The organism is Kineococcus sp. TRM81007, assembly GCF_022669155.1.
GTDB lineage: Bacteria > Actinomycetota > Actinomycetes > Actinomycetales > Kineococcaceae > Kineococcus.
On the sequence record NZ_JALBVB010000016.1, the window covers coordinates 1 to 25,605 of the forward strand.

Below are 25,605 nucleotides of genomic sequence, written 5' to 3' on the forward strand. Positions count from 1 at the left end.
GAAGCCCTTGCCCATCTCGCCGGCGCGGGCGGCCTCGATGGTGGCGTTCAGCGCCAGCAGGTTGGTCTGCTCGGCGATGGAGGTGATGAGCTTGACCACGTCGCCGATCTCGCGGGAGGAGGCGCTCAGGCGCTCCAGGATGGCGGAGGCCTCGCTGGCGTTGGCGACGGCGGCGGAGGCGACCTGGGAGGCCTCGGCGGTGGAGGAGGCGATCTCGCGGATCGCCGCGGACATCTCGTCGCCGGCGGCGGCCACGGTGGAGATGGAGGCGGAGATCTGCTCGGTGGCGGCGGAGACGACCTGCGACTGCGAGGCGGACTGCACCGCGCCGGAGGAGAGCTGGGTGGCCACCGCGGAGAGCTCCTCGCTGGAGCCGGCCAGGGTGCTCGAGGCGCCGGCGATGCGGCGCATCGTGGTGGTCAGGGTGTCCATGGTGGTGTCCACGGCGCCGGCCAGCTCGCCGACCTCGTCCTTGGCGGTGTGGTCCACGCGCTGGTCCAGGCGCCCGGCGGCCAGGCCCTGCACCACGTTCAGGGTGCGCGCCAGGGGGCGTGCCACGGAGCGGGAGATGGCCACCGCGATCGCGATCGCCAACGCCACCGCCGCAGCACCCGCGACCAGGAACAGCGCGACGGCGGCGCGGTAGTCCGCGGCACCCTGCTCAGCGATCTCCTGCGCCCGCTGCGCCTCCGCCTCGGCGATCGCGTTGCGCACGGAGTCCATCTCCTTGAACAACGGCGCGGTGGTCTCGGTGCGCAGCGCCCTGAAGCCGTCCCTGTCACCGGCCTCGGCGAGGACGAACAGCGGCTCGCGCAGCTGCCGGTACTCGGCGGTGAGCGCCTCGTACGCCTCCCGGTCGGCGGCGGAGGCGGCCGGCCCGCTGGCCTGGTACGCGGCCCACTTCTCGTCGAAGACCTCGTCGTGGGTGGCGATCTCGGCCCGGACGGCGGCGATCTGGTCCTGGCCGGTCACCATCACGAGGTTCGCCAGGTCCAGGCGCAGCTGCATCATCGCGCCGTGGACCTGCTCGATGGTCTTCACGGACGTCAGGCCGTCGTCCGCCATGGTGGCGAGCGTGCGCTGGGAGGAGCCCAGCTTGGAGATGCCGACGCCGACGATCGCGGCGAGCAGCAGGCAGACGACGCCGAAACCGGCGAACAGCTTGGACGCGACCTTCATGTCGCCGAGTCGAGTGAGCACACCCCTCCATCGACGCCGCCCGGGCCCGGCTTGACACCTCGCACGGTGAGCACGCCGGGAAGCCGCCGCCGTCGAGCGACGTTGGGGGGGACGTGCGCGACGTCCGGGTGAGCCCAGCGGTGACCGTCCCCGCCGCCGAGCTGACCGAGCGCTTCTCCCGCTCCTCCGGCCCCGGCGGTCAGGGCGTGAACACCACCGACTCGCGCGTCGAGCTGTCGTTCGACCTGGCCGGTTCGGCCGCCTTCCCCGACCACCTGCGTGAGCGGGCCCTGCGGCGGCTGGCGTCGCGCCTGAGCGGAGGGGTGCTGACGGTCGTGGCGAGCGAGCACCGCTCGCAGCGGCGCAACCGCGAGGCCGCCCTGGAGCGGCTGCGCGACCTGCTGGTCGACGCGACCGCCCCCGGGCCGTCCAAGCGGCGCGCCACCCGGCCCACCCGGGGCTCGCAGCGCCGCCGGCTGGACGGCAAGAAGCGCCGCGGCGAGGTCAAGCGGCTGCGCCGCAGCACCGACGACTGAGCTCGCCGACCGGTGACGCGCCCCGCCGGCGGGGCGCCTCGGCGGGTGCGGCCGCCGGGCCGGCGTCTGCTTGGATCGGTGGGTGACGCTCGCGCAGTTCCTGCTCCTGCTCGCCGCGGGGACGGGAGCGGGCCTGGTGGGTTCCACCGCGGGCCTGGCGTCGCTGGTGTCCTACCCGGCGCTGCTGCTGACGGGCCTGTCGCCGATCACGGCGAACGTGACGAACACCGTCGCGCTCTTCGGCACCACCGTGGGCGCCACGGTGGGCGCCCGACCGGAGCTGCGCGGGCAGGGCCGGCGCGCCGCGGGCCTGCTGCCGGTGATGGCGGCCGGCGGCGCCACCGGGTGCCTGCTGCTGCTGGGCCTGCCGGCGGGCTCCTTCGAGCGGGTCGTGCCGTTCCTCGTGGCGCTCGCGTCCGTCCTGCTGCTGCTGCAGCCGCGCGTGCAGCGGCTGCGGCCCGGGCGTCTCTCGTCGCGCAACCCGCTGGCGCTGCTGGCGCTGTTCGCGGTCGGCGTCTACGGCGGCTACTTCGGCGCGGCGGCCGGGGTGGTGGTGCTGGCGCTGACGGAAGTCCTGTACGCGCAGTCCCTGGCGCGCAACAACGCCCTGAAGAACGTGCTCGTGGGCGGGGCGAACGTGGTGGCCGCGGTGGGTTTCGCGCTGTTCGCGGACGTCGCCTGGGGCGCGGCGCTGGCCCTGGGGATCGGCTGCGTGCTGGGTGGCCGGATCGGCCCGGTGGTCGTCCGCCACCTCGACCCGCGCGTGCTGCGCGTCGCCATCGCCGTGGCGGGTCTCGCGCTCGCCGTGCGGTTGTGGGCGGGCGCCTGACCCGGCCGGGCGAGCCCCGGCCGGGCCGTGCGCGTCAGACGGTGGTGCGCCCGTCGAGGAACGGGTAGTCGGTGTAACCGGTGGCGCCGGGCGCGTAGAACGTCGCTGGGTTCGGCTCGTTCTCCGGGTGCCCACCGGCCCAGCGCTCCACCAGGTCCGGGTTCGCGATCAGCATGCGGCCCACCGCGACCGCGTCCGCGACCCCGTCCGCCACCAGGTCCACGGCGTCCTGGCGGGTGGTCACCACGCCGAAACCGCTGTTCGCCATGAGCGGGCCCTCGAACCGCTTGCGCAGCCCCTGCACGAGGTCGCCGGCGGGCTCGGGGTGCAGCACGCTCAGGTACGCCAGGCCCAGCGGGCGCAGGCCCTCCACGAGCGCCTGGTAGGTGGCCTCCACGTCGGCCGGGTCCTGCTCCCACGCGTCCTGGATGTTGTGGGCGGGGGAGATGCGCACGCCCACGCGGCCGGCGCCGACCGCCTCCGCGACCGCGGTGACGGCCTCGATCGTCAGGCGGGCGCGGTTCTCCGGGGAACCGCCGTACTCGTCGTCGCGGTGGTTCGAGCCCGGCGCGAGGAACTCGTGCAGCAGGTAGCCGTTGGCGCTGTGGACCTCCACGCCGTCCAGCCCCGCCTCCAGCACCGCGCGCTCCGACGCCGCCACGAGGTCGTCGACGACGCCGCGCACCTCCTCGCGGGTCAGGGCGTGCGGCACCGGGTACGGCGCCTTGGTGCCGTCGGGCAGGTGCGCCTCGCCCTGGATCGCGATCGCGCTGGGCCCCACGATCCGGTCGGTGCCGGTGATGGCGGTGTGCGAGACGCGCCCGCCGTGCATGACCTGCATGGCGAGGCGACCGCCCCGGGCGTGCACCGCCTCAGCGACGCGGCGCCACCCCTCGACGTGCGCGGGCGTCACGATGCCGGGCTGGCCGGCGTACGCGCGCGACTCCGGGCTCGGGTAGGTGCCCTCGGTGACGATGAGGCCGGTGCTCGCTCGCTGCGCGTAGTGCTCGGCGATCAGCTCGTTCGGCGTGCCGTCGGCCTCCGCGCGCATGCGGGTCAGCGGTGCCATGACGACGCGGTTGGCCAGCTGCAGGTCGCCCAGGGCGACCGGCGAGAACAGGTCCACGGGGTCGGTGTCCTTCCGTCGGGGTCCGGCGGGGGCCCGCCGGTCGTTCCACCGGCTGACAACCCCGTCGCCACGGGCACTCTTCCCGGCCTCACCCGGTCGGCCGCCCGGCCCGGCTCGTAGAGTCGGCGTCCGTGTCCGGAACCCTCGTCGCCGTCGTCTGCGGCCTCGCCGCGGTCATGGGCGGCTGGGCGGTCGTCACCGCCGCCCGCGACCGCCGCGTCGGCCGCGCCCACCTCGCCGGGCTGGCCGTCGTGGAGCTCGCCGTCCTCGCGCTGGTCGTCGGCGGCGTCGCGGCGCTCGTCACCGGCACCCGCCCGGTGGAGCTCGCCACGTCGATCGCCTACCTCGTCGTGGCGCCCCTCGTGCTGCCGGCGGCGACGCTCTGGACGCTCGCCGACCGCTCCCGCCCCAGCGTCCTCGTGCTGCTCGTCGCGTGCCTGGCGGTCGTCGTCATCGCCTACCGGGCGCTCCTGCTGTTCCAGGTGACGCGGTGAGCGCCACCGCCCCGGGCGCCCCGGGCGCCCCGCCGCGGGGCACCGCCACCGGCCTCGGCCGCGTGCTCGTGGCCCTGTACGCCGTCTTCGCCGTCGCCGCGGTCTCCCGCGCGAGCGTGCAGATCGCCACCCGCTTCGCCGAGGCGCCCCTGGCGTACGCGCTGTCGGCGTTCGCCGGCGTCGTGTACGTCGTCGCCACCCTCGGCCTGGCCCGCACCGGCCGGCGCTGGCGGCGCACCGCGTGGGCCGCCTGCACCGTCGAGCTGCTCGGCGTGCTCGCCGTCGGCACCCTCAGCCTCGCCGACGCCGCCGCGTTCCCCGACGACACCGTCTGGTCCGCCTACGGGCGCGGCTACCTGTTCATCCCCCTCGTGCTGCCCGTGCTGGGGCTGGTCTACCTGCGCGCGGAGTCCCGGCGCCCGGCCCGTCCGTGAACGCCCCCTCCCGGCGCGCGAGCGCGGTCCTGCTCGCCGCGGTCCTGCTGACCGCCTGCTCCATGCGTTCCCCGCTGACCGGCGTCGGGTCGGTGCTGCCGGCCGTGTCGGCCGACACGGCCCTGGGCACGACCGCCGCCGGGTCGCTGACGTCGCTGCCGCTGATCGCGTTCGCCGTCGCCTCGGGCGCCGTGCCGCGCGCGGCGGGCCGCCTCGGCGTGCAGCCCACCGTCGTCGCGGCCCTCCTGCTCCTCGTCGCCGGTGCGGCGCTGCGCTGGGTGCCCGGTGCGGCGCCGCTGCTCGCCGGCACCGCCCTGATCGGCGTCGCCATCGCCGTCACCAACGTGCTGCTGCCGGTGGTGGTGCGCACCTGCTTCGGCGCGCACCTCGCCCTGGTCACCAGCGGCTACCTCGTGGTGATGCAGCTGGCCGGCGGGGTCGCGTCCGGCACGGTCGTGCCGTTGAGCGGGCAGCTGCCCGGCGGGTGGCGCACCGCCCTGGCGGTGTGGGCGCTGCCCGCCCTGGCCGCGGCCGCGCTGTGGGTGCCGCTGCTGCGCGCCCGCCCGGTGGGTGCGGCGACCGGGCGCCGGGCGCCGGCGCCGTGGCGCTCCCCGCTGGCGTGGGCGGTGACGGCCAACATGGGCGCGCAGTCGCTGGTCTTCTTCTGCCTGCTGACGTGGCTGCCGACGCTGCTGCGCGAGCGCGTCGGGCTCGGCGCGGTGGCCGCGGGCTGGCAGCTGACGCTGCTGCAGGCGGCAGGGGTCACCGCGAGCCTGGTCGTGCCCGTGCTGGCCCGGGGCCCGCGCGGCACCCGGCGCACGATGGTGGGCGCCGCGGTCGCGGAGCTGAGCGGCGTGGTCCTGCTGCTGACGGCCACCGGCGGGGCCGCGGCCGTCCTGGCGACGGCGGGCGTCGTCCTGGCCGGGCTGGGCGGGGGAGCGGCGCTGGTGCTGGCGCTGGCGGCCACGGCCTCGCGCGCCGCGGACGCCTCCGGTGCGGTGGCGCTGTCCGGCATGGCGCAGTCGGTGGGCTACCTGCTGGCGGCGGCCGGACCGGTGCTGGTGGGGGCGCTGCAGGTGGCGACGGGCTCGTGGACGGTGCCGCTGCTGCTCGTGGCGGCCGCAGCCGCCGGGCAGGCCGTGGTGGCGCGGCGGGCGGGGGCCGACGAGGTGGTCCGCACGGCCTGAGCACCGCGCGCGGCGGGCGCCGGGGACGCGGCTGCGCGCTCACGCTCCGGCGAGCTCGAACCACACCTTCTTGCCCAGCGGGCCCTCGTCCAGCTCGGTGCCCCAGCGGCTGGACAGCAGTTCCACCATCGCCATGCCGCGCCCGCTCTCGGCGTCGGCGCGCTGCGCGCCGATGAGCGGCATCCCGCCGCCCTCGTCGGAGACCTCCAGGCGCAGCGACGACCCGGCGCGCGACAGCGCCACCCGCACCATGCCGGAGCCGTGCACCACGGCGTTGGTGACGACCTCGCTGGAGAGCAGCAGCAGCGCGTCGACGCTGTCCTCGGAGACCTCCGACGCCTTCACCCAGGGCGAGCACCACTCGGTGATGAGCCAGCGGGCCACGCCGACGGAGCGCGGTGACGGGGGGAGGACCACGTGGAACACCGGTCCCTCGACCTCCCGCTGCGCCTCGGGCGCCGCGGGGGCCCGCGACGCGTCTCGTCAGCGACGTGCCCCGTGTGAGAACAGTCATCGCCGCGTGACTGACAGTCAATCACCCGATCGGCCGGTTGTCCCCGCGCGCGCCGGGCCCGGGACGCGGCGGCGTCAGACCGGCAGGTCCACGCCCGCCACCTCCAGCAGCGTCAGCACCGCCAGGGCGGTGCACACCACGCCCCCCACCCGGCTGACCGTCGCCACGCTCAGCCGGCGCATCAGCGTCGCCCCCGCCGCCGCGGCCAGCGCGGAGACCACCAGCAGCGCCGCCCACGCCCCCGCGAACACCGAGACCGGGTCCTCGTAGCGGGCGGCCAGGCCCGCGGTGAACAGCTGCGACAGGTCCCCCCACTCCGCGAGGAACACCACCCCGAAGCACGTCAGCACCGCCCGCAGCCCGTGCGCCCCGCCGCGCACCTTGCGCTCGTACTCGTGCAGCGCCTCCTCCTCCGCGGCCCGCGCCCTCGCCGCGCCGCGGAACAGCGTCACCGCGCCCACCGCGAACAGCGCCGCCGCCACCGCCGCGACCGGCCGGTCCGGCAGCTGCGCCAGCAGCCGCCCGGCCACCACCGCGATGGCGGTCTGCACCGCGAACGCCAGCGCCACCCCCAGCCAGGCCGTGAGCGGGCGGAACCGGGTGGCGAGCACCAGGGTCGCCACGAAGGTCTTGTCGGGCAGCTCCAGCAGCAGCACGGGCAGGAAGCTCGCCAGGACGACGGCGGGGTCCACGGTGGTGTCGGTTCCTCTCCGGCGCCGCGCGCCGCGGCGGGAGCCCCGGCACGCACGCGCCACGGGCACCCCGGCGCGCGCCGGCGGTGCGTGGGCGTGAACGGTGCCGAAGGTCTCGCCCACCCGCTTCGCGGGCCCACCGGCCGGGCCCCGCGGGGCCAGCGTGTCGACCGGTGGTGAGCGGGCTACTCCCCCTCGTCGCCGCCATTCCAGCACACCCGGCACGATCACGGGAAATCCCGCAGCCGGCGCGGGGGTCCGCCCGGCAGGAGAGTCGCATGCGTTGCGCCGCAAGCGGTTCCCGGGAGAAATCGGTCCGGCGCCCTGGCCGGCCGGGGCGTGGGGGGCCGTCTGCGCGGCCGCCGGGGAACCCCGGCCCCGGTTGCGGCGGGGCGAAACCCGCGGCCCCGTTGGCCCTGCCAGGCTGTCCCGGTGCTCCGACCCGCCGGCCCGCAGGACCGCCCGTGACCGCCGAGACCCTCGCCGCGCTGGGGCCGGCGACCCTGGCGCTGCTCGTCCTGGCCGCCTTCGGCGCCGGCTGGATCGACGCCGTCGTCGGCGGCGGCGGGCTCGTGCAGCTGCCCGCGCTGCTGCTCGTGCCCGGCATGGAGCCGGTGCAGGCCCTGGCCACCAACAAGCTCGCCGGAGCGATGGGCACGGCCACCAGCTCGGCCACCTACTACCGCCGGGTGCACCCCCCGCTGCGCACGGCCGTCCCCACGGCCGTCGTCGCCGCGCTCGGCGCCGCCGGCGGGGCCCTGTGCGCGGCCGCCGTCCCGGACGGGGTCCTCACCCCCGTGATCCTCGTCGCCCTCGTCCTCGTGGCGGCGTACACGCTGCTCAAGCCGGACCTGGGCGACGTCACCGCGCTGCGCTTCCACGGTCACCGGCACACCGTCGTCGCCGCGCTCACCGGAGCCGTCATCGGCTTCTACGACGGCATCGCCGGCCCCGGCACGGGCGCCTTCCTCGTCTTCGCCCTCGTCGGCCTGCTCGGCTACGCGTTCCTCCAGGCCAGCGCCACCGCGAAGATCGTCAACCTGGCCACGAACGTCGGCGCGCTCGTCGTGTTCGCCGCCCACGGTGCGGTGCTGTGGCGGCTGGGGCTGCTCATGGGCGCCGCCAACCTCCTCGGCGGCTACCTGGGCGCGCGCACCGCCGTCTCCGCCGGCAGCCGGTTCGTGCGCGGGGTGTTCCTCGTCGTGGTGGGGGTGCTCGTGGTGCGCCTCGGCTGGCAGGTCCTCGCCGGCTGAGCCGGGCAGGTCGCAGCGGGCCGGACGTGCGCCGCGGCTCGCCTACCCTGGACGGCGGCCGGGACGACCCCGCCCGACCAGGAGCGGAGGTGGCGTGGTGAGCGGTGTGCCGCCGCGGGACGGTGACGCGACGCAGCTCACCGTCGAACAGGAGGTGGACCGGCTGCGCTGGCAGCTGGCGATCTCCGCCGGCGGCGTCGGGGGCTTCGACTGGGACCTCGTCACCGGTCACCTCGCGTGGGACGACCGCCTGATCGAGCTGTTCGGCTACGAGCGCGCCGGCTTCCGCGAGAGCATCGAGGCGTTCAACGACCGGGTGCACCCCGACGACCTGCCCCGCGTCACCCAGGCCCTGACCGAGTGCGCCGAGACGTGCGGGGAGTTCGAGTCCGAGTACCGCGTCGTGCTGCCCGGCGGCGCCACGCGCTGGGTGCGCGCCCGAGGGCGGGCGCTGGCCGGCGGGTCCGACGGCCGCGCGGTGCGCATCCTCGGTGCCGCCTACGACACCACCGACACCCGCGACGCCGACGCCCGCACCTCCCGCGTGCTGGAGACCATGCCGTCGGCCTTCTTCTCGCTCGACCGGGACTGGCGCTTCACGTACGTCAACGCCGAGGCCGAGCGGCTCCTGGACAGCTCGCGCGCCGAGCTGCTCGGGGGCGACGTGTGGGAGCTGTTCCCGGCCGCCGTCGGGACCGTGTTCGACACCGAGTACCACCGCGCGGTGGAGACCGGCGAGCCGGTGGCGTTCGAGGCCTACTACCCGCCGCCGCTGGACCGCTGGTACGAGGTGCGCGCCTGGCCCGTGCCCGACGGTCTGTCGGTGTACTTCCTGGACGTCACCGCCCGCCGGCGCTCGCAGGCGGAGGCGGAGGTGGCGCACGCGGAGGCCGAGCAGGCCCGCCGGCGCGCCGAGGAGGCCGCCGACCGCCTGCGCCTGCTCGTGCGGGTGGGTGAGGACCTCTCCGCCACCCTGGACACCGAGGAGGCCGTCGGCCGCCTGGCGCAGCACCTCGTGCCGGCGCTGGCCGATTGGTGCCTGGTCACCCTCGTGGACGAGCAGGGCGCCCTGCGCGACATCGGCTCCTGGCACGCGCTCGAGGAGCTGCGCCCCGTGGTGGCCGAGTACCGGCGCGCCCGCCTGAGCGCGCTGGGCGAGCGCGCCCCCCTGCGCCGCGCGCTGCGCACCGGCCGGCCCGTCACCGTCGAGCGGGGCGCCACCGCCGAGCTGCTCGACGTGCTCAGCCCGGGCGCGGCGCGCGACCTGCTGCGGCAGCTCGGCCCGGAGTCGCTGGTGATGCTGCCGCTGCGGGCGCGCGGCCGCACCGTCGGCCTGGTCAGCCTCTTCCGCGGCCCGGAGCGCGCCCCGGTGCCGCCGCAGGACCTGCTGACCGCCCTGCAGGTGGCCGACCGGGCCGCCGTGGCGCTGGACAACGCGCGCCTCTACACGCAGCAGCACCGCATGGCCGAGGGCCTGCAGCGCAGCCTGCTGACCGCCCCCGTGGAGCCCGACCACGTGCAGGTGGCCGTGCGGTACCAGCCCGCCGCGGCCGCCGCCCAGGTCGGCGGCGACTGGTACGACGCCTTCCTCACCCCCGACGGCTCCACGGTCCTCGTCATCGGCGACGTCATGGGGCACGACGTGGACGCCGCCGCGGCGATGAGCCAGGTGCGCAGCCTGCTGCGCGGCATCGCGTACTCCAGCGGCACGGGCCCGGCCGCGGTCCTCGCCAGCCTGGACGCCACCATGCAGGGCCTGGCCGTGGAGACCACCGCCACCGCGCTCGTGGCGCGCCTGGAGCAGGTCGTCGACGAGCGGGCCCGGGACGTGACGCGGCTGCGCTGGTCCAGCGCCGGGCACCTGCCGCCGCTGCTGCTGGCCCCCGACGGCACGGTCAGCGCCCTGGCCGCCCACCCGCCGCAGCTGCTGCTGGGCGTGGACCCGCTCACCCGCCGCTCCGACGCGGCGATCACCGTGGACCGCGGCTCGACGCTGCTGCTCTACACGGACGGCCTCGTCGAGCGCCGCGGCAGCTCGCTGGAGAGCGGCACCACGCGGCTGCAGGACGTGGTCGCGGAGCTGGCGCACCTGGGTCTGGAGGACCTGTGCGACGAGGTGCTGGCCCGTCTCGTGCCCGCGGACCACGACGACGACGTGGCGCTCGTCGCGGTGCGCCTGCACCCGCTGGACCGGCCGCGGCCGGCGGAGGCGGGGCCGAACCGGGTGCCGCCGCACCCGCCCACCCCGGTCACGCCCACCACCTGAACCGTCGCGCGCGGTGGCGTGATCGTCGCGCCGCGTGGCGAACGGGGGGTTCAGGACGCTCTCGCTGGCAGCCGCGTTGCCGGTCCGCTAGAACATGGACCTCCCCGGGCCCCGACGGTCCCGGGGGACGCGACGACGCGGTGCCCGGCTCGAGACGCGGGGGGCGCCGCGGGAGGACCACGGGAGGCGGGCTGTGCCACGACGACCGGAGCCCGCGCCGGAGCCCCCCGGCCGAGCCCTGCGCCGGGCCATCCTGCTCAGCGAGCGCGTCGCCGCGGCGAACCGCCGCAAGGCCAGGGGCGTGGCGATCCGCCGGCTGCCGCTGGACGGCACCGTGGTCCCCCGCCGGGCGCCGCGCCCGCAGGCCGGAGCGCCCGGAGAGGGCTGACCGCCGCGCTCAGGTCCCGGCCGCGGGCGACTGGCGCAGCACCCGGAACGCGACCTGCGTGACCGGGCCGAGCGCGAACGCCATCACGACCGTGCCCACGCCGACGGGCCCGCCGAGCACCCAGCCCACCGCGACCACCGCCACCTCGATCGCCACGCGGGAGGCGCCGACCGGCCAGCCCCGCAGGTGGCAGGCCACCATGAGGCTGTCGCGCGGGCCGCTGCCCAGCCCCGCGCCGATGTAGAGGGCGCCGCCGAAGCCCAGCGACAGCACGGAGGCGGCGAGCACCGCCGCCCGCACCGGGACCGGCGCGGTGTGCAGGCCGTCCAGCCACGGCGAGGCCAGCAGGGCGTCCAGCGCCACCGCGATCACCACGACGTTGAACAGGGTGCCCACCCTCGGCCGCACCCCCAGGAAAAGCGACAGGACGACCACCAGCACGCCGACGCCGGCGACGACGGTGCCGTAGGACAGGCCGGTGCGGTCGGCGACGCCGGCGTGCAGGACGTCCCAGGACGCGACGCCGAGCTGGACCTGCAGGGAGCCCCACACGCCCGCCGCGCACAGCGACAGACCGGTGAGGAACTGCAGCACCCGCAGCGGCGGGGGCAGGCGCCGGCGGGGTCCGGGCGGGATGGGGTTCTCGGCGCGGCGGGCGCTCACGGGCTGTTCGTCCTCAGGGGCTGCGGCGGGCGGCGCCGGTGCTTCAGGGGGTTCGGGGGTGCGGCACCAGCCTCGCAGGTGGGCGGTGCGGCCGCCCGCTCGGGGAGAGCGCGCCCTCACGGCCGCGCCGCCGGGCGGTGAGGAAGAGTTTTCGCCGCCGTCACGCCACCCGGCGCCGGGGGGTGATGGGGCGGCCCCCGGCCGTGGAAGACTCCCGCGGGTGACCGAGACCACGCAGCAGGCGGCCGAGCAGAAGGCCCAGATCGGTGTGACGGGCCTGGCGACGATGGGGCGCAACCTCGCCCGCAACATCGCCCGGCACGGGTACGTGACCGCGGTGCACAACCGCACCGACGCCAGGACGAAGGCGCTGGTGGAGGAGTTCGGGCACGAGGGCACCTTCGTGCCCGGGTACTCGGCGCAGGAGTTCGTCGACTCCCTGGAGTCCCCCCGCACCGTGATCGTCATGGTGAAGGCCGGCGGCCCCACCGACGCCGTCATCGACGAGCTGGCGCCGCTGCTGAGCGAGGGCGACATCATCGTCGACGCCGGCAACGCCCACTTCGCCGACACCCGCCGCCGCGAGGCCGCGCTGCGCGAGAAGGGCATCCACTTCGCCGGCGTGGGCGTCTCCGGCGGTGAGGAGGGCGCGCTGCTGGGCCCGTCGATCATGCCGGGCGGCTCGGAGCACTCCTACGCCAAGCTCGGCCCGATCCTCGCCGACATCGCCGTCTCCGTGGACGGCACCCCCTGCTCCACCCACGTCGGCCCCGACGGCGCCGGCCACTTCGTGAAGATGGTCCACAACGGCATCGAGTACGCCGACATGCAGCTCATCGCCGAGGCGTACGACCTGCTGCGCCACGGCCTGGGCCGCACCCCCGCCCAGCTCGCCGAGGTGTTCACCTCCTGGAACTCCGGCGACCTGGAGTCCTTCCTGATCGAGATCACCGCCCAGGTGCTCGCCAAGGACGACCCCACGCAGGACGGCGTCGCGCTGGTCGACGTCATCCTGGACGAGGCCGAGCAGAAGGGCACCGGCCGCTGGACGGTGCAGACCGCCCTGGACCTGGGCACCCCCGTCTCCGGCATCGCCGAGGCCGTCTTCGCCCGCGCCCTGTCCGGGCACGCCGAGCAGCGCGCGGCCGCGCAGGGCGTGCTGCCCGGCCCCGCGGAGCAGGCCCCGTTCGTCGCCGCCGGCGACGCGGACGCGTTCGTCGACGACGTGCGCGCGGCGCTGTACGCGTCGAAGGTCGTCGCCTACGCCCAGGGCTTCGACATGATCAAGGCGGGCTCCGAGGAGTACGGCTGGGGCATCGACCCGGGCGCGATGGCGACGATCTGGCGCGGCGGCTGCATCATCCGCGCGAAGTTCCTCGACCGGATCCGCGAGGCGTACGAGAAGCAGCCGGACCTGCCCTCCCTGCTGCTGGACCCGTACTTCGCCGAGGCCGTGGCCAACGGCCAGGAGGCGTGGCGCCGCGTCGTGCAGCACTCGGTGGCGCACGGCATCCCCGCGCCCGGGTTCTCCTCGGCGCTGGCGCACTACGACGGCCTGCGCCGGCCGCGCTCGTCGGCGGCGCTGGTGCAGGGCCTGCGCGACCTGTTCGGCGCGCACACCTACAAGCGCACCGACCGCCCCGGCTCCTTCCACGTGGAGTGGGCCGGCGACGGCGCCGAGCACCCCGCCTGACCCCCACACCCGCTGAACGCACGGAGGACGAGGACACGATGAGCGACGCGCCCGGCGAGCAGGCGCCCCCTGCGACGGTGTTCGTCCTGTACGGCGCCACCGGCGACCTGGCCAAGCGCCTGGTCATGCCGGGGTTCGCGGCGCTGGCGAAGGCCGGCCTGCTGCCGCAGCGGTGGACGCTGGTCGGCAGCGGCCGGCGCCCGGTGAGCGACGAGGACTACCGCCGGCACGTGGTCGAGGGGCTGCGCGAGTTCGGCAAGGACCTCGACGACGACGTGCTGGACACCGTGGCGGCGGGGTTGCGCTTCGCCGGCGGCGGGTTCAGCGAGTCCGACCCCGGCGAGCTGCTGGACGTGCTGGAGCAGGTCCGCGGCGAGCTCGGCGAGGACGCGCAGCTGGTGCACTACCTGGCGCTGCCGCCGTCGACGTTCGACGACTACACCCGCGCGATCGCCGCCCACGGCCTCGCCGAGGGTTCGCGCGTGGTGTACGAGAAGCCGTACGGCACCTCCCCGGAGTCCTTCGAGCAGCTCGACGAGCTGGTGCAGTCGGTCTTCGAGGAGGAGCAGGTCTTCCGCATCGACCACTTCCTCGGCAAGGAGGCGACCCAGCAGCTGCACGTGCTGCGGTTCGCCAACCGGCTGTTCGAGCAGGTGTGGAGCGCCGAGCACGTCGCGCAGGTGCAGATCGACGTCCCCGAGACCCTGGGCGTGGACGAGCGGGCGCAGTTCTACGACGCGACCGGCGCCACCCTGGACATGCTCGTCACCCACCTGCTGCAGGTGGCGGCGGAGGTCGCGGCCGAGCCCCCGGCGGGCCCGGGACCGGACGCGCTGCAGGAGGCGCGCGAGGCGGTGCTGGCGTGCTTCCGGCCGATCGACCCGGCCGAGGTGGTGCTGGGGCAGTCCAGCGGCTACCGGCACCTGGAGCACGTCGACGACGACTCCGGCACCGACACGTTCGTCGCGGCGCGCGCGTGGATCGACAACGACCGCTGGCGCGGGGTGCCGTTCGTGCTGCGCACCGGCAAGAAGCTCGCCGAGTCCCACCAGCACGTCACCCTCGTGCTGCGGCCGCCGACCGCGCTGCAGCACGGCGCGGGGGAGCGCACGGACGAGCCGGAGACGATCACGTTCACCCTGTCCGGCAACGGCACGGTGTGGGCGGGCGTCACCGCGCGCCGCCCCGGCGTCTCCGACGACCTGGTGCCGGGCCGGCTGCACCTGGACCTGGCCGAGCTGCCCGACGCGGAGCCGCTGCCGCCGTACGCGGCGCTGCTGCGCGACGTCCTCATCGGCGACCGCGCGCTGTTCACCACCTCCGCGGGCCTGCGCGACGCGTGGCGGGTGGTGACGCCGCTGCTGCAGCAGCGCGGGGAGCTGCACCCGTACGAGCCGGGCACCTGGGGCCCGGAGGCCGCCGACGAGCTCGCCGCCCCCTACGGCTGGCTCACCCAGCACTGACGGCGCCGCCCCCTCCCCGTGACGAGGAAGCGGCGACCTCCTCGTCACGGGAGGGGGAGGGGCGGCTGCACCGGGTGGGGGACGTGGTCCACCCGGGGGATGACGGGGGACTTCACACCCCGGACCGATCCGCCGCACACCCTTCCCGGCGCACCCTGGAGGTACCGGGTCGGGCGGTCCGCCCCGGGGAGCCGAGGAGGGGTCGCCGTGGACGTGCTGACGGGGGTGCTGGTCGTCGTGGGGGCGCTGGTGGGGATCGGCGTCCTGGTGGCCGCCGCGCTGGCCGGCCGCGCCGCCGAGGAGGGCCGCCGGGACGGGCGGCTGCTCGTCGCACCCCGCGGCGCCGCCTTCGGCGAGGCGAGCCGCCTCGCCGTCGAGGCCGACCGTGCCGAGCGCGCCTCGCGCGCGCCGGTCGTGCACCTGGACGAGCACCGCGCCCGCCGCGCAGGCACCCGCGCCGCCTGACGCGCCCGCGGCCCGCCCGGTCGTTCAGCAGCGGCGCCGGAGGACCCGCCTCGTGTAGCGTCGAGCGCGTGGTCGACGGCGACAGCGCGAACACCCAGCGCACCAGGCTCATCCACGTCGGTCTCGGGGGGTGGGGCGGCGACTGGGAGCGCAACGCGATCCCCCCGGTCCCGGAGGTCGAGCGCGTCGCGGTCGTCGACGCCCACGAACCCACGCTGCGCCGGGCGCAGGAGGCGCTGGACCTGCCGGACGCGGCGTGCTTCACCTCCCTGCGCGCGGCCGTGGACGCCGTCCGGGCGGACGGCGTGCTGGTGACCGCGCCCGTGCAGTTCCACGTGCCCGTCGCGTTGGAGGCGCTGGACGCGGGCCTGCACGTGCTCGTCGAGAAACCCTTCGCGCCGAGCGTCGCGGAGGCCCGCACGGCGGTCGCGCGCGCCGAGGAGCGGGGCCTCGTGCTCCAGGTCAGCCAGAACTACCGCGCCTACCCCGCGCCCCGGGCGGTTCGGGAACTCGTCGCCGGCGGGGCGATCGGCGACCTCTCCGTCGTCCACGTCGACTTCCGCCGCTGGGCCAACGACGCGCCGGTGGAGACGAACCGGCACTACGCGTTCCCGCACCCCCTGCTCCACGACATGGCCATCCACCACTTCGACCTGCTGCGGATGGTCACCGGCCGCGAGGCAGTGCGCGTCTACGCGAAGGTGACCGACCCGCCGTGGAGCCGGTTCGAGCAGGAGGCGTCGGCGGTGCTGACCATCGAGATGGCCGGTGGGCTGGTCGCCAGCTACCGCGGCAGCTGGGTCAGCCGCGGGCCGCAGACCGCCTGGGACGGCGAGTGGGCGCTGGAGGGCGAGCGCGGGCGCATCACCTTCACCGGGCGTGGGGGCGAGGGCCCCGGCGACGACGCCGTCACCCTCAGCCGGGGCGGTGGCGAACCCGAGGAGGTCGAGCTGCCGGCGCTGGAGCTGTGGGGGCGCTCGGCGGGGCTGCGGCAGTTCCACCGGGCCGTGCAGGGCGGTCCCGCCCCGGAGGTGACCGGCCGCTCGAACCTCGGCAGCCTCGCCATCGCGGAGGCGGCGGCGCGCTCGGTGGAGTCGGGCCGGGTCGAGGACGTCGAGCAGGTGGGGGAGCTGTGAGCGGTGCGGAGCGGTCGTTGCGCGTGCTCGTGTGGAACGAGGGCGTCCACGAGGCGAACCGGAACCCGCCGGACATCGGCGAGTACTACCCCGACGGGATCCACGGCGCCATCGCCGCCGGGTTGCGGCGGCTGCTGCCGGACGCCGAGGTCACCACCGCGACGCTCGCCGACCCCGAGCACGGCCTGACGGAGCAGGTGCTCGAACGCACCGACGTGGTGCTGTGGTGGGGGCACGCCGCCCACGAGCAGGTGGACGACGCCGTCGTCGACCGGGTGCGCCGCCACGTCCTCGGCGGGATGGGCCTGCTGGTGCTGCACTCCGGGCACTACTCGAAGATCTTCACGCGCCTGATGGGGACGACGTGCTCGCTGGCGTGGCGCAACGAGGGCGAGCGGGAACTCGTGTGGAACGTGAAACCCTCGCACCCGATCGCCCGCGGGATCCCCAGCCCGATCGTCATCGAGCGGCAGGAGATGTACGGGGAGCTGTTCGACATCCCCGACCCCGACGACCTGCTGTTCATCAGCTCCTTCGCCGGGGGTGAGGTGTTCCGCTCGGGCGTGACGTTCACGCGCGGCCGCGGCCGGATCTTCTACTTCAGCCCCGGCGACCAGGAGTACCCCGTCTACCACCACCCGCAGGTCCAGCAGGTCCTCGCCAACGGGGTCCGCTGGGCGGCGCCCGACGAACCGGTCCGGGACGTGCCGGACGTCGGCAACCCGTCCCGGGAGTGGTTCGCCGCGGGGTGACGGCCCGGCGGCGGGGTCCTCAGCCCCGGCGGCGCGTTCCCCGCGCCCGCCGGGCCAGGTCCACCGCCGCCGCGTCCCACGAAGGGTGCTCGAACCTGAAACCCGCCTCCAGCAGGCGGCCGGGCACGACCCGCCGGCTCTTCAGCAGCAGTTCGGTGTCGGTGCGCAGGGCGAGCGCGCCGGCCTCGGCCATCAGGCGGGTCGCGGGCAGGCCGAGGCGGCGGCCCCACGCACCGCGCAGCGAGCGCATCAGGTCCCGCTGCGGGACGGGCCCCGGGGCGGCGACGATGAACGGCCCGTCGAGGTCCTCGCGCTCCAGGAGGAGCAGCACGGCGCGCACGAAGTCCTCGCCGTGGATCCACGACACGAACTGCCCGCCGCCCGCGACGGGACCGCCGAGCCCCAGCCGGGCCATCCACGACAGGTGGTCGAAGATCCCACCGCGGTCCGGTGTCATGACCATCGCGGTGCGCAGCGCGACGCGTCGCGTCGAGGGCACGTCGGCGTCCGCCTGCGCCTGCTCCCACCGCCGGGCGATGCGGACGCTGTACTCCCAGTACAGGGGGACGTCGGGCTCCTCCCCGCCGAGGACACCGCTCGCCTCGTCGTGGGGCAGGCCGTCGGTGCGGCTGCGGGCGTCGGCGTAGATCGTGGCGGTGCTCATCTGCACCCACACCGCGGGCGGCCGCGCGGCGCGCGCGATCGCCTCCCCGACGACGCGCGTGGACTCGACGCGCGAGTCCATCATCTGGCGCAGGTTCGCGTCGGTGTAGCGGCAGCTGACCGTCCGGCCGGCGAGGTTCACGACCGCGTCGGCGCCGTCGAGCTCCGCCGCCCACGCGCCGAGGGTGCGACCGTCCCACACGACGTGGCGGACGCCGTCCTCCAGGCGCTCCGGCCGGCGGCTCAGCACCGTCACCTCGTCGCCGCGTCCCACCAGCGCCCGCCGCAGCACGCCGCCGACCTGGCCCGTCCCGCCCGGGATCACGATCCGCACGCGCCGAGCGTAGGGCGCGCCGTGGCCCGCCGGGCCCGTTCCCGCGCCCGTCCACCCCTCCACCGCGGCCCCGCGCGCTCGAGCGCCCACCCGGTCGAGATCACGGCGGGGGTGGGGGGAGGCCCACGCCGCCGCGGGGATCGGTGATGATGGGGTCCGACCGGTACACCTGGCGTGACGCCAGAACGACCACCTGGCGTCGGGAGGCTGGAGCGTGCCCCAGGACTCGTCCCGCAGGGACCAGCCCGCCGACCGGCCCGCGGTGGCGGCGGAGGGCTCCGTGGAGGCCGCGGCGCGGGCGCTGACGGCGGACGGGGCCCGGGTGGCCGCGGCGCGCAGGCTGCGGCCGGGGGTGGGAACGCTCGCGGGGCTGGACCGGCTGGCGGAGCTGGCCGCGCGGCTGCTGGGTGTCGGCTCCGGGCGCATCTCCCTGCTGACCGACGTGCAGCAGGTGGCGGGGGCCGCCGGGCCCCAGCCGGCCGGCGGTGAGCGGGGCGAGGAGCCGCTGGCGCAGCGGCTGTGCACCCGCACCGCCGCCTCCGGCGCGCCGCTGGCGATCGCCGACACCACCGCCGACGAGCGGGTGGCGGGCCCGCACGCCGTGACCCCGGGGGTGGTCGGCTCCTACCTGGGGGTTCCGCTGACCGTGGACGGCGGCCACGTGGTGGGCGTGGTGTGCGTCTTCGAGCCCGCACCCCGGTCGTGGAGCGAGCGGGACGCGGCGCTGCTGCAGCAGGTGGCCGCCGCCGCGGTGGCCGAGCTGGAGCTGACCGCCCTCAGCGGCGAGTACGCCTCCAGCCGGGCGCTGCTGGAGCTGACGATCGGCGCCGCCGAGCTCGGCACGTTCGACCTGGACCTCGCCACCGGGGTCCTGACGGTGAACGACCGGATGCTGGAGCTGGTGGAGCTGACCGCGGAGACGTTCAGCGGCGCCCCGGAGGACGTCTACGCCCGCCTGCACCCCGCCGACCGCGAGAGCACGATCGCGGCGGTGCAGGAGGCCGTCGGCAGCGGTGGCGAGTACCGCGTCGAGCACCGCGTCGTCCTGCCCGGCGGCGGGTACCGCTGGGTCGCGGCGCGCGGAGCCACGCAGCCCGGACCCGACGGCGCCCCGGCGCGGCTGCTGGGCGTGGCCTTCGACGTGACGAGCGCGCGGGAGGCCGGCGCCCGCGTCGAGCACGTCCTCGACTCCATGGCCGTGGCCTACCTGGCCGTGGACACCGACTGGCGCGTCACCTACCTCAACGCCGAGGCGGCGCGCATCACGGGCACCTCCCGCGAGCGGCTGGTCGGGCGCGACGTCTGGGAGGCCTTCCCCGCCGCCGCCGGCACCGTCTTCGAGGAGCACTACCGCCGCGCCGCGGCCACGGGGGAGACGGTCGTCTTCGACGCCTTCTACCCGGCTCCGCTCCAGGTGTGGGTGGAGGTGCGCGTCGTGCCCGAGGGCGGCAGGCCGAACCGGGGGCTGGCCCTGTACTTCCTGGACGTCACCGCCCGCAAGCACGCCCAGCACGCCGCCGAGGCGGCCCGGCGGTCGGCCGAGGCCGCCGCGGCCCGCCAGGAGCTGCTGGCGGCGATCTCCCGGGAGCTGTCCGGGGCGCTGGAGGCGGAGCGGGCCGTGACCAGCCTCGCCCAGCTGGTCGTGCCCGCGCTGGGCGACTGGTGCGTGGTCAGCCTGGTCGACGACGACGCCCCGGCCAGCACCCCGGCCGGGGTGCTGGCCAGCACCGCCGCCGGGCGCCCCCACCAGCTGCGCCGGGGTCTGCGCGACGTGGGCTGCTGGCACCGCGACGAGGCCCTGCTGCCGCTGGTGGAGGAGTACGCCGAGCACCGCCTCGGCGAGCTGACGGACACGGCCTTCCTGTGGCGGGCGCTGCGCCACGCCCGGCCGGTGCCGATCCCGGACGCCACCCGCGCCGTCACCGCGGTGCTCGAGCCCGGCGGGCGGGTGCGGGAGGCGCTGGCGCGGCTGGCGCCGAGCTGGGCGGCGATCTTCCCGCTGCGCGGGCGCGGGCGGACCGTGGGCCTGCTGACCCTGTTCACCGGTCCCGACCGCGCGCCGCTGAGCCCGCAGGAGATGTCCACGGCCGCCGAGGTCGCCGACCGCGCTGGCCTGGCCCTGGACTCCGCCCGGCTGTACCGCCAGCAGCGCGAGCTGGCCGAGGGCCTGCAGCGGTCCCTGCTGTCCGAGCCGCCCGAACCCGACCACGGCCAGATCGTGGTGCGCTACCTGCCCGCCGCGGAGGCCGCGCAGGTCGGCGGCGACTGGTACGACGCGTTCCTGCAGCCGAGCGGTGCCACGGTGCTCGTCATCGGAGACGTCGTCGGCCACGACACGCAGGCGGCCGCGGCGATGAGCCAGGTGCGCACCGTCGTGCGGACCCTGGGGGCCCTCGCCGACGACTCCCCGGCGCAGGTCCTGGCGGGGACGGACCGGGTGATGGCCAACCTGGAGATCACCACCACCGCCACCGCGGTCGTCGCCCGCCTGGAGCAGAGCGTCGACGAGCGGCGGCGCGGGGTGACCCGGTTGCGCTGGTCCAGCGCCGGGCACCCGCCGGCGATGGTCGTCCACCCCGACGGCTCGGTGCTGCCGCTGGCGGGCGTGCACGCCGACCTGCTGCTGGGCGTGCTGCCCGACGCGGAGCGCCGCGACAGCGAGGTCCTGCTGGACCGCGGTTCCACCGTGGTGCTCTACACCGACGGGCTCGTCGAGCGCCGCGACCAGCCCCTGCACGAGGGGCTGGAGAAGCTGCACCGGGTCCTCGAGGAGCTCGCCGCCGACGACCTGGACCTGGACTCCCTGGTGGACCGGATGCTGCGGCGGATGCTGCCGCCCGCCGCCGAGGACGACGTGGCCGTGGTCGCCGTCCGCCTGCACCCGCAGGACCGGCCGCGCCCGGCCGAGGCCGGCCCGAACCGGGTGCCGCCGCACGTGCCCGACGAGCCGGACGTGCCGCCGCTCCGGCCCGCCGCGGACGAGCTCAGCCCTTCGGCAGCTCCCGCAGCCACCGCTCCGCCTCGGCGAGCGTGAGGACGGGGCCGTTCTCGCCGAAGGCGATGCGCGCGTCCGCCGCCCCGGGGCGGCCGCTGGTCAGCAGGTAGCCGGGGTGCCGGGCCGTCGGCGCCTCCAGCGTCCAGCCCTTCGCCTTCGCGGTGCGGCGCAGCGCCTCGAAGCGCGTCTGCTCGTCAGCCGGCACGGGTGCCCTCCTCCGGGTGGTCGGCGGCGCGGGCCAGTGCCGCCAGCGCCTGCGCGAGCGTGGGCGAGCCCGCCGAGCGGAACACCTCCGACCCGTCGTCGGCGTGCACCAGGACCGTCGGGGTGCTCGCGACACCGGCGGCCAGGGCGCGCTCCGGGGCCGCTGCGACGTCGACCTCGGTGAGCCGGGCCCGCGGCACCAGCCGCACGGCCTCGGTCAGCACGGTCCGTGCGCTGCGGCAGGGACCGCAGAACGCCGAGCTGAACAGTTCCACGACCACGCCGGGTGCAACGCCACCACGACCGCGGCGCTTCCGCGGCGGGTCAGGACGGTGCGCCGAGGGGTTCCGGGCCGGCCGTGCCGGCGCCGGGGCTCAGCAGCGCGGCGAGCGCGTTCCAGCGCGCGATCTGGCAGCCGTCGGTTCGGCTGAACTCCGCGTCCACGTCCTGCCCCGCCCACGTGCCCGTGACGGTGGCGCGCTGCGGGCCGCCGTACACCTCCGTGCACGCCGTGTCCGGCGGCACCGGGGCGAACGGTTCCGACGCCGCCGCGAGCGCCGCGCACGCGGCCGCCGGGTCCGGGTGGTTCCCGCTCGCGGTGCCGTCCGCCGCGCAGGTCAGGGTCCAGGTGCTCGTGCTCCCCGCGCCGTCGTCGACCGTCACCGTCAGGGACGTCGGCTCTGCCGGGGCGGGTGCCGTCGCCCCACCGGACGTGCTGGACGTGCTGGGCGTGCTGCTCACCGTGGGTCCTCCCGCCTGCTGCTCACCGCACGCGGCGCCGCCCGCGAGCAGCAGGGCCGCCAGGGCCACCGCGCCCGGCGCGCGTCGTCGCACCGTGCCGACCATCGTCGCCTCCCGCTCCGCCGACCGCCCCTCGGCCGCCGCCCGTGGTGGGACGCGGGAGCACCCGCCGCGGTTCCCGCCGGGGGTGCCCCGCGGCCCGGTCCCCGGGCGTCCCCGCGGGTTCCGCGGAGCGCCACCCGACCGCCACCGGAACCGCGGCCCGCGTTCACCCGCCGTGGGCACCCGGTGGGTGCAACACGTCCGGAAAGCCCCGAGGTGCGTGTGCGCGCGCCGAGAGCCCGACGGTGGTGGTTCGCCCGTGGACGAGAGCGACTCGGCGAGGACGACGATCGTGGCGGTCCTGTGCGCCACGATCTTCTTCCTGGCCCTGACGATCCTCGAAGCCGTGCCGGAGATCCCGGTCGACATCGACGCCAAGCCCTTCTTCATCCCCGTGGCCCTCGCGGTGCTCGTGCCGCGCGGCAAGCCCGTGTTCGCGGTGGCGGTCGGCGCCATGGGCGGGGAGTTCATGCGCGACATGCTCGAGGGGTACGAGATCGACGACGCCCTCGGCGCCGTCGGCTACCTCGCGGCGTTCACCCTCGCCGGGTACGTCGCCGGCGACCGGCCCCTCAGCAGGGTCCGGCTGGTCGTGGCGACGCTGCTGGCGGCCGTCGTGCACGCCGTCGTGGAGGCGTCCTCGCTGCTGCTGTTCGACTCCGAGCTGGTGAGCATCGCCGTGTGGTCCGCGGTGGGGAACACGATCGGCGACGGCGTCCTGCTGGGGGTGCTGCCCGTGCTCGGCCTGGTGCCGGTGCTGTACGGGCGCATCGAGCGGTACCTGGGTTTCGAGCCCCGCGGCACCGACCGCTACGGCGACCGCGTCGCACCGGTGCCGCGCGCTCACCCCGCCGCCGAACGGGTCACCGCCGTGCGCGCGGCGGGCGGGCCGGCCGCCGACGGCCCGTGGGCGGTCACCGCCACCGGGCTGACCTTCCACTACCCGACCAGCGACGTGCCCGCCCTCGACGCGGTGGACCTGCGCCTCGCCGAGGGGGAGGTCGTCGGCCTGGCGGGCCCGCCGGGAGCCGGCAAGACGACCCTGGCGATGGCGCTGGCGGGCCTGCTGCCGGACGTGACCGGTGGGCGCGTCAGCGGTGAGGTGCGCGCCGAGGGGGGCGTGGGCATCGTCTTCGACGACCCCGGCGGGCAGCTGACGCAGCTGCGGGCGATCTCGGAGGTCGCCGAGCCGCTGCGCACCCGCGGCGCCCGCCCGCAGGAGGCCGAGCGCGAGGCGCGCCGGCTGCTCGAGGCCGTCGGCCTGGGGGGTGAGGACCTGACGCGCCGGTGGGTGTGGGAGCTGGCCGAGGGGCAGCAGGTCCTGCTGGCCCTCGCCGCGACCCTCGCGACCCGTCCGCGGATCCTCGTCCTGGACGCGGTGGTGGGGCACCTCGACGGCGAGCACCGCGAGCGCCTGATGCGGGTGCTGCGCGAGGAGGCCGCCGGTGCCACCGTCGTCCTCGTCGAGCAGGACGTCGCGCTGCTGGCGGAGGCCACGCGACGGCTGGTCGTGCTCTCGGCCGGCCGGGTCGTCGCCGACGGCACGCTCAGCGACCCCCTGGTCGACGACCGGGTGCGCGAGCTGGCGGACCTGGCCGCCCCCGTGGAGCTGACGGCCGCGCGCGAGCTGGGCCTGGCGGGTTCCCCGCTGACGTCGCAGGACTTCGCCGACCTGGTCCGCGGCCACCGGCCGGCGCGCGACGGCGACGGCAGTGGCAGCGGCGACGGGAACGGGAACGGGAACGGGCGCCGCGGTGCGGACGGCAGCGGCCGCGGCGAGCCGCCGTGGGCCCACGACGCGCCCCGGGTGCGGGTGCGCGGCCTGGACTTCTCCTACCCCGACCGCTCCCCGGCCCTGCGCGGCGTCGACCTGGAGGTGCGCCCGGGGGAGGTGCACGCCGTGGTCGGCCGCACGGGCGCGGGCAAGAGCACCCTCGTGCGGGTCCTGGGCGGCCTGCTGGAACCCGTCGCCGGGTCGGTGGCCGTCGACGACCAGGACGTCACCTCCGTGCACCCGGCGGACCTGGCCCTGCGGGTGGCCACCGTGCCGCAGGGCGCCGACCAGGCCCTGTCGCGGCGGCGCGTGCGCGACGAGATCGCGTTCTCCCTGCGCGAGCGCGGGCGCACCGAGGCCGTCGCCGAACGGGTCGAGGCCGCCCGCCGGCTGGTGGGTCTGCCCGAGGACGTCCTCGACGCCGACCCCGTCCTGCTGCCGCGGGCCCACCGGCGGCTGGTCGCGCTGGCCGCCGCGCTCGTGGTCGAGCCGTCCGTCGTGGTGCTGGACGCCCCCTTCACCGGGCTCGGTCCGGGGACCGCGGCACGGGTGCGCGCGGCGGTCGCCGAGCTGCGCGCGCGCGGCGCGGCCGTCCTGATCACCGAGCACGACGTGGAGGCGCTCGCCGAGGTCGTGGACACGGTGACGCTGCTGCACCACGGCGCCGTCGTCGTGCAGGGCCCGCTGCGCGAGGTGCTGCGCAGCGACCGCCGCGAGCTGCTGACCTCGCGGCGGCTGGACCTGCCGCGCGCCGGGGTGCTCGGCGAGGCCGTCGGGGTGCGGGCCTGCACCGTGGCCGACCTCGTCGACGCCCTGTCCGCCCCCTCCACCTCCTCGACCGTCCCGGCCGCCACCGCCGTGCCGGCCTCGACCGCACCCTCCCGGGAGGCCTGATGTCCGCTCGCGTCCCCGTCCTCTACACCGGCCGCGACACCGTCGTGAACCGCCGCGACCCGCGCGTGAAGCTGCTGGTGCTGGCGCTGCTGTTCGTCTTCGTCTTCGTGGCCCCCAGCACGCAGTGGATGCTGGTGCCCGTCGTCGCCGGGCTGGTGACCGCGCTGCTGGCGCGCACCCCCTGGCGCTGGCTGCTGGTGCTGTGGGGCATCCACGTGCCCACGTTCACCGCACTGATCGTCATCGGCGGCTGGGACTCCCTGACCGCCGGCGACCTCGGCGGCCTGGTGACCGCGGCCGGTGCGGAGGCGCGGCTGGTGCTGGCGTGGACGGGCACGATCCTCCTCAGCGTCAGCGTGTTCTCCGCGCTCGACCCCGACGACACCGCCCGGGGCCTGCGCGGTCTCGGCCTGCCGGCGGTCGTCTCGTTCGCGGTGGGCCTGTGCTACCGGCTGCTGTACACGACGCTGACCGAGGCGGTGCAGCTCACGGAGCACATGCGCCTGCGCGGGGTCCGGCTCCAGGCGCGCCGGCCGTTGCGGTTCGTGCGCGACGCGCTGCAGGTGTCCCTGCCGCTGCTGTTCGGCGTGGTGCGGCGCGGGCCGCTGCTGATGGCGACGATGCGGCTGCGGGGTTTCGCCGGCGACCCGCAGCTGGGGCGGCCGGGCGTCGCGGACGTCGCCGTGGTGGTGGTGGCGCTGGCCCTGGTGACCGGGGCGGCGCTCGCCCGCTGGGGTCCGCTGCCGGCCACCCCGATCGCGCTGGGGGGCTGACGCGAGCACCCCCGCGCGGGTACCGTGAGGAGTTTCGCCGGTCCGGGCTCCT

General features: G+C 76.5%; 25 protein-coding genes. 16 read left to right on the forward strand and 9 right to left on the reverse strand.

All coding sequences use genetic code 11. The features are described from left to right. A partial coding sequence (locus tag MN205_RS00070) for a methyl-accepting chemotaxis protein (RefSeq protein ID WP_242123077.1) occupies nt 1-1,200 on the reverse strand: 1,200 nt, incomplete at its 3' end. 92 nt (nt 1,201-1,292) lie between these two features. On the opposite strand from MN205_RS00070, the gene arfB reads away from it, so the two are divergent. Together arfB and MN205_RS00080 are read left to right on the forward strand one after the other, a co-directional pair. Beyond that, entirely contained in the window at nt 1,293-1,715 is a 423-nt protein-coding gene (gene arfB, locus MN205_RS00075) for an alternative ribosome rescue aminoacyl-tRNA hydrolase ArfB (protein WP_242733274.1), read from the forward strand. 82 nt (nt 1,716-1,797) lie between these two features. After that, on the forward strand, nt 1,798-2,544 hold the full coding sequence (locus MN205_RS00080; protein WP_242123080.1) for a sulfite exporter TauE/SafE family protein: 747 nt from the start codon (nt 1,798-1,800) through the stop codon (nt 2,542-2,544). A gap of 34 nt (nt 2,545-2,578) precedes the next feature. Here MN205_RS00080 and MN205_RS00085 read toward each other — a convergent pair whose 3' ends face one another. Further along, on the reverse strand, nt 2,579-3,670 hold the full coding sequence (locus tag MN205_RS00085; protein WP_242123082.1) for an alkene reductase: 1,092 nt from the start codon (nt 3,668-3,670) through the stop codon (nt 2,579-2,581). 134 nt (nt 3,671-3,804) lie between these two features. Here MN205_RS00085 and MN205_RS00090 point away from each other — a divergent pair, with 134 nt between their 5' ends. From MN205_RS00090 to MN205_RS00100, 3 genes are read left to right on the forward strand one after another with little or no spacing between them, the layout of a single operon-like run. Next, a complete protein-coding gene (locus MN205_RS00090) occupies nt 3,805-4,167 on the forward strand; it encodes a hypothetical protein (protein ID WP_242123084.1) in 363 nt (120 codons plus the stop codon). Beyond that, the gene (locus MN205_RS00095) at nt 4,164-4,601 is read left to right on the forward strand and encodes a hypothetical protein (RefSeq protein WP_242123085.1); all 438 of its coding nucleotides are present in this window, start codon (nt 4,164-4,166) and stop codon (nt 4,599-4,601) included. The genes MN205_RS00090 and MN205_RS00095 overlap by 4 nt, the downstream gene beginning before the upstream one ends. Then, a complete protein-coding gene (locus MN205_RS00100; protein WP_242123087.1) occupies nt 4,598-5,788 on the forward strand; it encodes an MFS transporter in 1,191 nt (396 codons plus the stop codon). The genes MN205_RS00095 and MN205_RS00100 overlap by 4 nt, the downstream gene beginning before the upstream one ends. Before the next feature lie 39 nt (nt 5,789-5,827). Here the strand turns inward: MN205_RS00100 and MN205_RS00105 are convergent, their stop codons facing one another. Continuing rightward, a complete protein-coding gene (locus MN205_RS00105; protein ID WP_242123089.1) occupies nt 5,828-6,205 on the reverse strand; it encodes an ATP-binding protein in 378 nt (125 codons plus the stop codon). A gap of 171 nt (nt 6,206-6,376) precedes the next feature. Next, entirely contained in the window at nt 6,377-6,994 is a 618-nt protein-coding gene (locus tag MN205_RS00110) for a TMEM165/GDT1 family protein (RefSeq protein ID WP_242123091.1), read from the reverse strand. 464 nt (nt 6,995-7,458) lie between these two features. Between MN205_RS00110 and MN205_RS00115 the strand changes: the two genes are divergently transcribed. The 3 genes from MN205_RS00115 to MN205_RS00125 all read left to right on the forward strand — a co-directional run bounded on the left by MN205_RS00115 (nt 7,459) and on the right by MN205_RS00125 (nt 10,901). Beyond that, a complete protein-coding gene (locus tag MN205_RS00115; RefSeq protein WP_242123093.1) occupies nt 7,459-8,247 on the forward strand; it encodes a TSUP family transporter in 789 nt (262 codons plus the stop codon). A 97-nt stretch (nt 8,248-8,344) separates the two neighbouring features. Then, nucleotides 8,345-10,513 (forward strand): SpoIIE family protein phosphatase, encoded by a 2,169-nt coding sequence (locus MN205_RS00120; RefSeq protein ID WP_242123095.1) that lies wholly within the window; start codon nt 8,345-8,347, stop codon nt 10,511-10,513. Nucleotides 10,514-10,706: 193 nt separating this feature from the next. Further along, nucleotides 10,707-10,901 (forward strand): hypothetical protein, encoded by a 195-nt coding sequence (locus tag MN205_RS00125; RefSeq protein ID WP_242123229.1) that lies wholly within the window; start codon nt 10,707-10,709, stop codon nt 10,899-10,901. A 9-nt stretch (nt 10,902-10,910) separates the two neighbouring features. Here MN205_RS00125 and MN205_RS00130 read toward each other — a convergent pair whose 3' ends face one another. Continuing rightward, the gene (locus MN205_RS00130; RefSeq protein ID WP_242123097.1) at nt 10,911-11,564 is read right to left on the reverse strand and encodes a YitT family protein; all 654 of its coding nucleotides are present in this window, start codon (nt 11,562-11,564) and stop codon (nt 10,911-10,913) included. A gap of 286 nt (nt 11,565-11,850) precedes the next feature. On the opposite strand from MN205_RS00130, the gene gndA reads away from it, so the two are divergent. From gndA to MN205_RS00155, 5 genes are all read left to right on the forward strand, one after another. Beyond that, nucleotides 11,851-13,257 carry an NADP-dependent phosphogluconate dehydrogenase gene (gene gndA / locus MN205_RS00135; RefSeq protein ID WP_242733303.1) on the forward strand — a complete coding sequence of 469 codons (1,407 nt, stop codon included), beginning with the start codon at nt 11,851-11,853 and terminating at the stop codon, nt 13,255-13,257. Nucleotides 13,258-13,295: 38 nt separating this feature from the next. Next, nucleotides 13,296-14,720 carry a glucose-6-phosphate dehydrogenase gene (locus tag MN205_RS00140; RefSeq protein WP_242123102.1) on the forward strand — a complete coding sequence of 475 codons (1,425 nt, stop codon included), beginning with the start codon at nt 13,296-13,298 and terminating at the stop codon, nt 14,718-14,720. 207 nt (nt 14,721-14,927) lie between these two features. Then, nucleotides 14,928-15,185, forward strand: a complete 258-nt coding sequence (locus MN205_RS00145) for a hypothetical protein (RefSeq protein ID WP_242123104.1) — start codon at nt 14,928-14,930, stop codon at nt 15,183-15,185. A 68-nt stretch (nt 15,186-15,253) separates the two neighbouring features. Continuing rightward, on the forward strand, nt 15,254-16,321 hold the full coding sequence (locus tag MN205_RS00150) for a Gfo/Idh/MocA family protein (RefSeq protein ID WP_242123106.1): 1,068 nt from the start codon (nt 15,254-15,256) through the stop codon (nt 16,319-16,321). Continuing rightward, on the forward strand, nt 16,318-17,073 hold the full coding sequence (locus MN205_RS00155; protein WP_242123108.1) for a ThuA domain-containing protein: 756 nt from the start codon (nt 16,318-16,320) through the stop codon (nt 17,071-17,073). Before MN205_RS00150 ends, MN205_RS00155 begins: the two co-directional genes overlap by 4 nt. A gap of 19 nt (nt 17,074-17,092) precedes the next feature. On the opposite strand, the gene MN205_RS00160 is transcribed toward MN205_RS00155, so the two are convergent. Next, a complete protein-coding gene (locus tag MN205_RS00160) occupies nt 17,093-18,070 on the reverse strand; it encodes an epimerase (protein WP_242123110.1) in 978 nt (325 codons plus the stop codon). Between the two features lie 214 nt (nt 18,071-18,284). Here MN205_RS00160 and MN205_RS00165 point away from each other — a divergent pair, with 214 nt between their 5' ends. Continuing rightward, nucleotides 18,285-21,104 carry a SpoIIE family protein phosphatase gene (locus MN205_RS00165; protein ID WP_242123112.1) on the forward strand — a complete coding sequence of 940 codons (2,820 nt, stop codon included), beginning with the start codon at nt 18,285-18,287 and terminating at the stop codon, nt 21,102-21,104. Here the strand turns inward: MN205_RS00165 and MN205_RS00170 are convergent. The 3 genes from MN205_RS00170 to MN205_RS00180 are packed head-to-tail and all read right to left on the reverse strand — an operon-like array spanning nt 21,055 to nt 22,103. After that, nucleotides 21,055-21,270, reverse strand: a complete 216-nt coding sequence (locus MN205_RS00170) for a hypothetical protein (RefSeq protein WP_242123114.1) — start codon at nt 21,268-21,270, stop codon at nt 21,055-21,057. The two genes, MN205_RS00165 and MN205_RS00170, sit on opposite strands and share 50 nt — an antisense overlap. Beyond that, nucleotides 21,260-21,550: a thioredoxin family protein gene (locus MN205_RS00175; protein ID WP_242123116.1), complete on the reverse strand. Its 291-nt coding sequence runs from the start codon at nt 21,548-21,550 to the stop codon at nt 21,260-21,262. Before MN205_RS00175 ends, MN205_RS00170 begins: the two co-directional genes overlap by 11 nt. A 43-nt stretch (nt 21,551-21,593) precedes the next feature. Then, entirely contained in the window at nt 21,594-22,103 is a 510-nt protein-coding gene (locus tag MN205_RS00180; RefSeq protein ID WP_242123119.1) for an SSI family serine proteinase inhibitor, read from the reverse strand. Between the two features lie 268 nt (nt 22,104-22,371). On the opposite strand from MN205_RS00180, the gene MN205_RS00185 reads away from it, so the two are divergent. Both MN205_RS00185 and MN205_RS00190 read left to right on the forward strand, forming a co-directional pair. After that, the gene (locus MN205_RS00185) at nt 22,372-24,780 is read left to right on the forward strand and encodes an ABC transporter ATP-binding protein (RefSeq protein WP_242123120.1); all 2,409 of its coding nucleotides are present in this window, start codon (nt 22,372-22,374) and stop codon (nt 24,778-24,780) included. Continuing rightward, complete coding sequence (locus tag MN205_RS00190; RefSeq protein ID WP_242123123.1) at nt 24,780-25,553, forward strand: energy-coupling factor transporter transmembrane protein EcfT; 774 nt, start codon at nt 24,780-24,782, stop codon at nt 25,551-25,553. Before MN205_RS00185 ends, MN205_RS00190 begins: the two co-directional genes overlap by 1 nt. Nucleotides 25,554-25,605: the final 52 nt, after the last annotated feature.

What these genes read in the sequence shown, in the direction of transcription:
- gndA (WP_242733303.1), top strand. Translation starts at nt 11,851, where the DNA reads ATGGGGCGCAACCTCGCCCGCAACATCGCCCGGCACGGGTACGTGACC.
- MN205_RS00140 (WP_242123102.1), top strand. Translation starts at nt 13,296, where the DNA reads ATGAGCGACGCGCCCGGCGAGCAGGCGCCCCCTGCGACGGTGTTCGTC.
- MN205_RS00190 (WP_242123123.1), top strand. Translation starts at nt 24,780, where the DNA reads ATGTCCGCTCGCGTCCCCGTCCTCTACACCGGCCGCGACACCGTCGTG.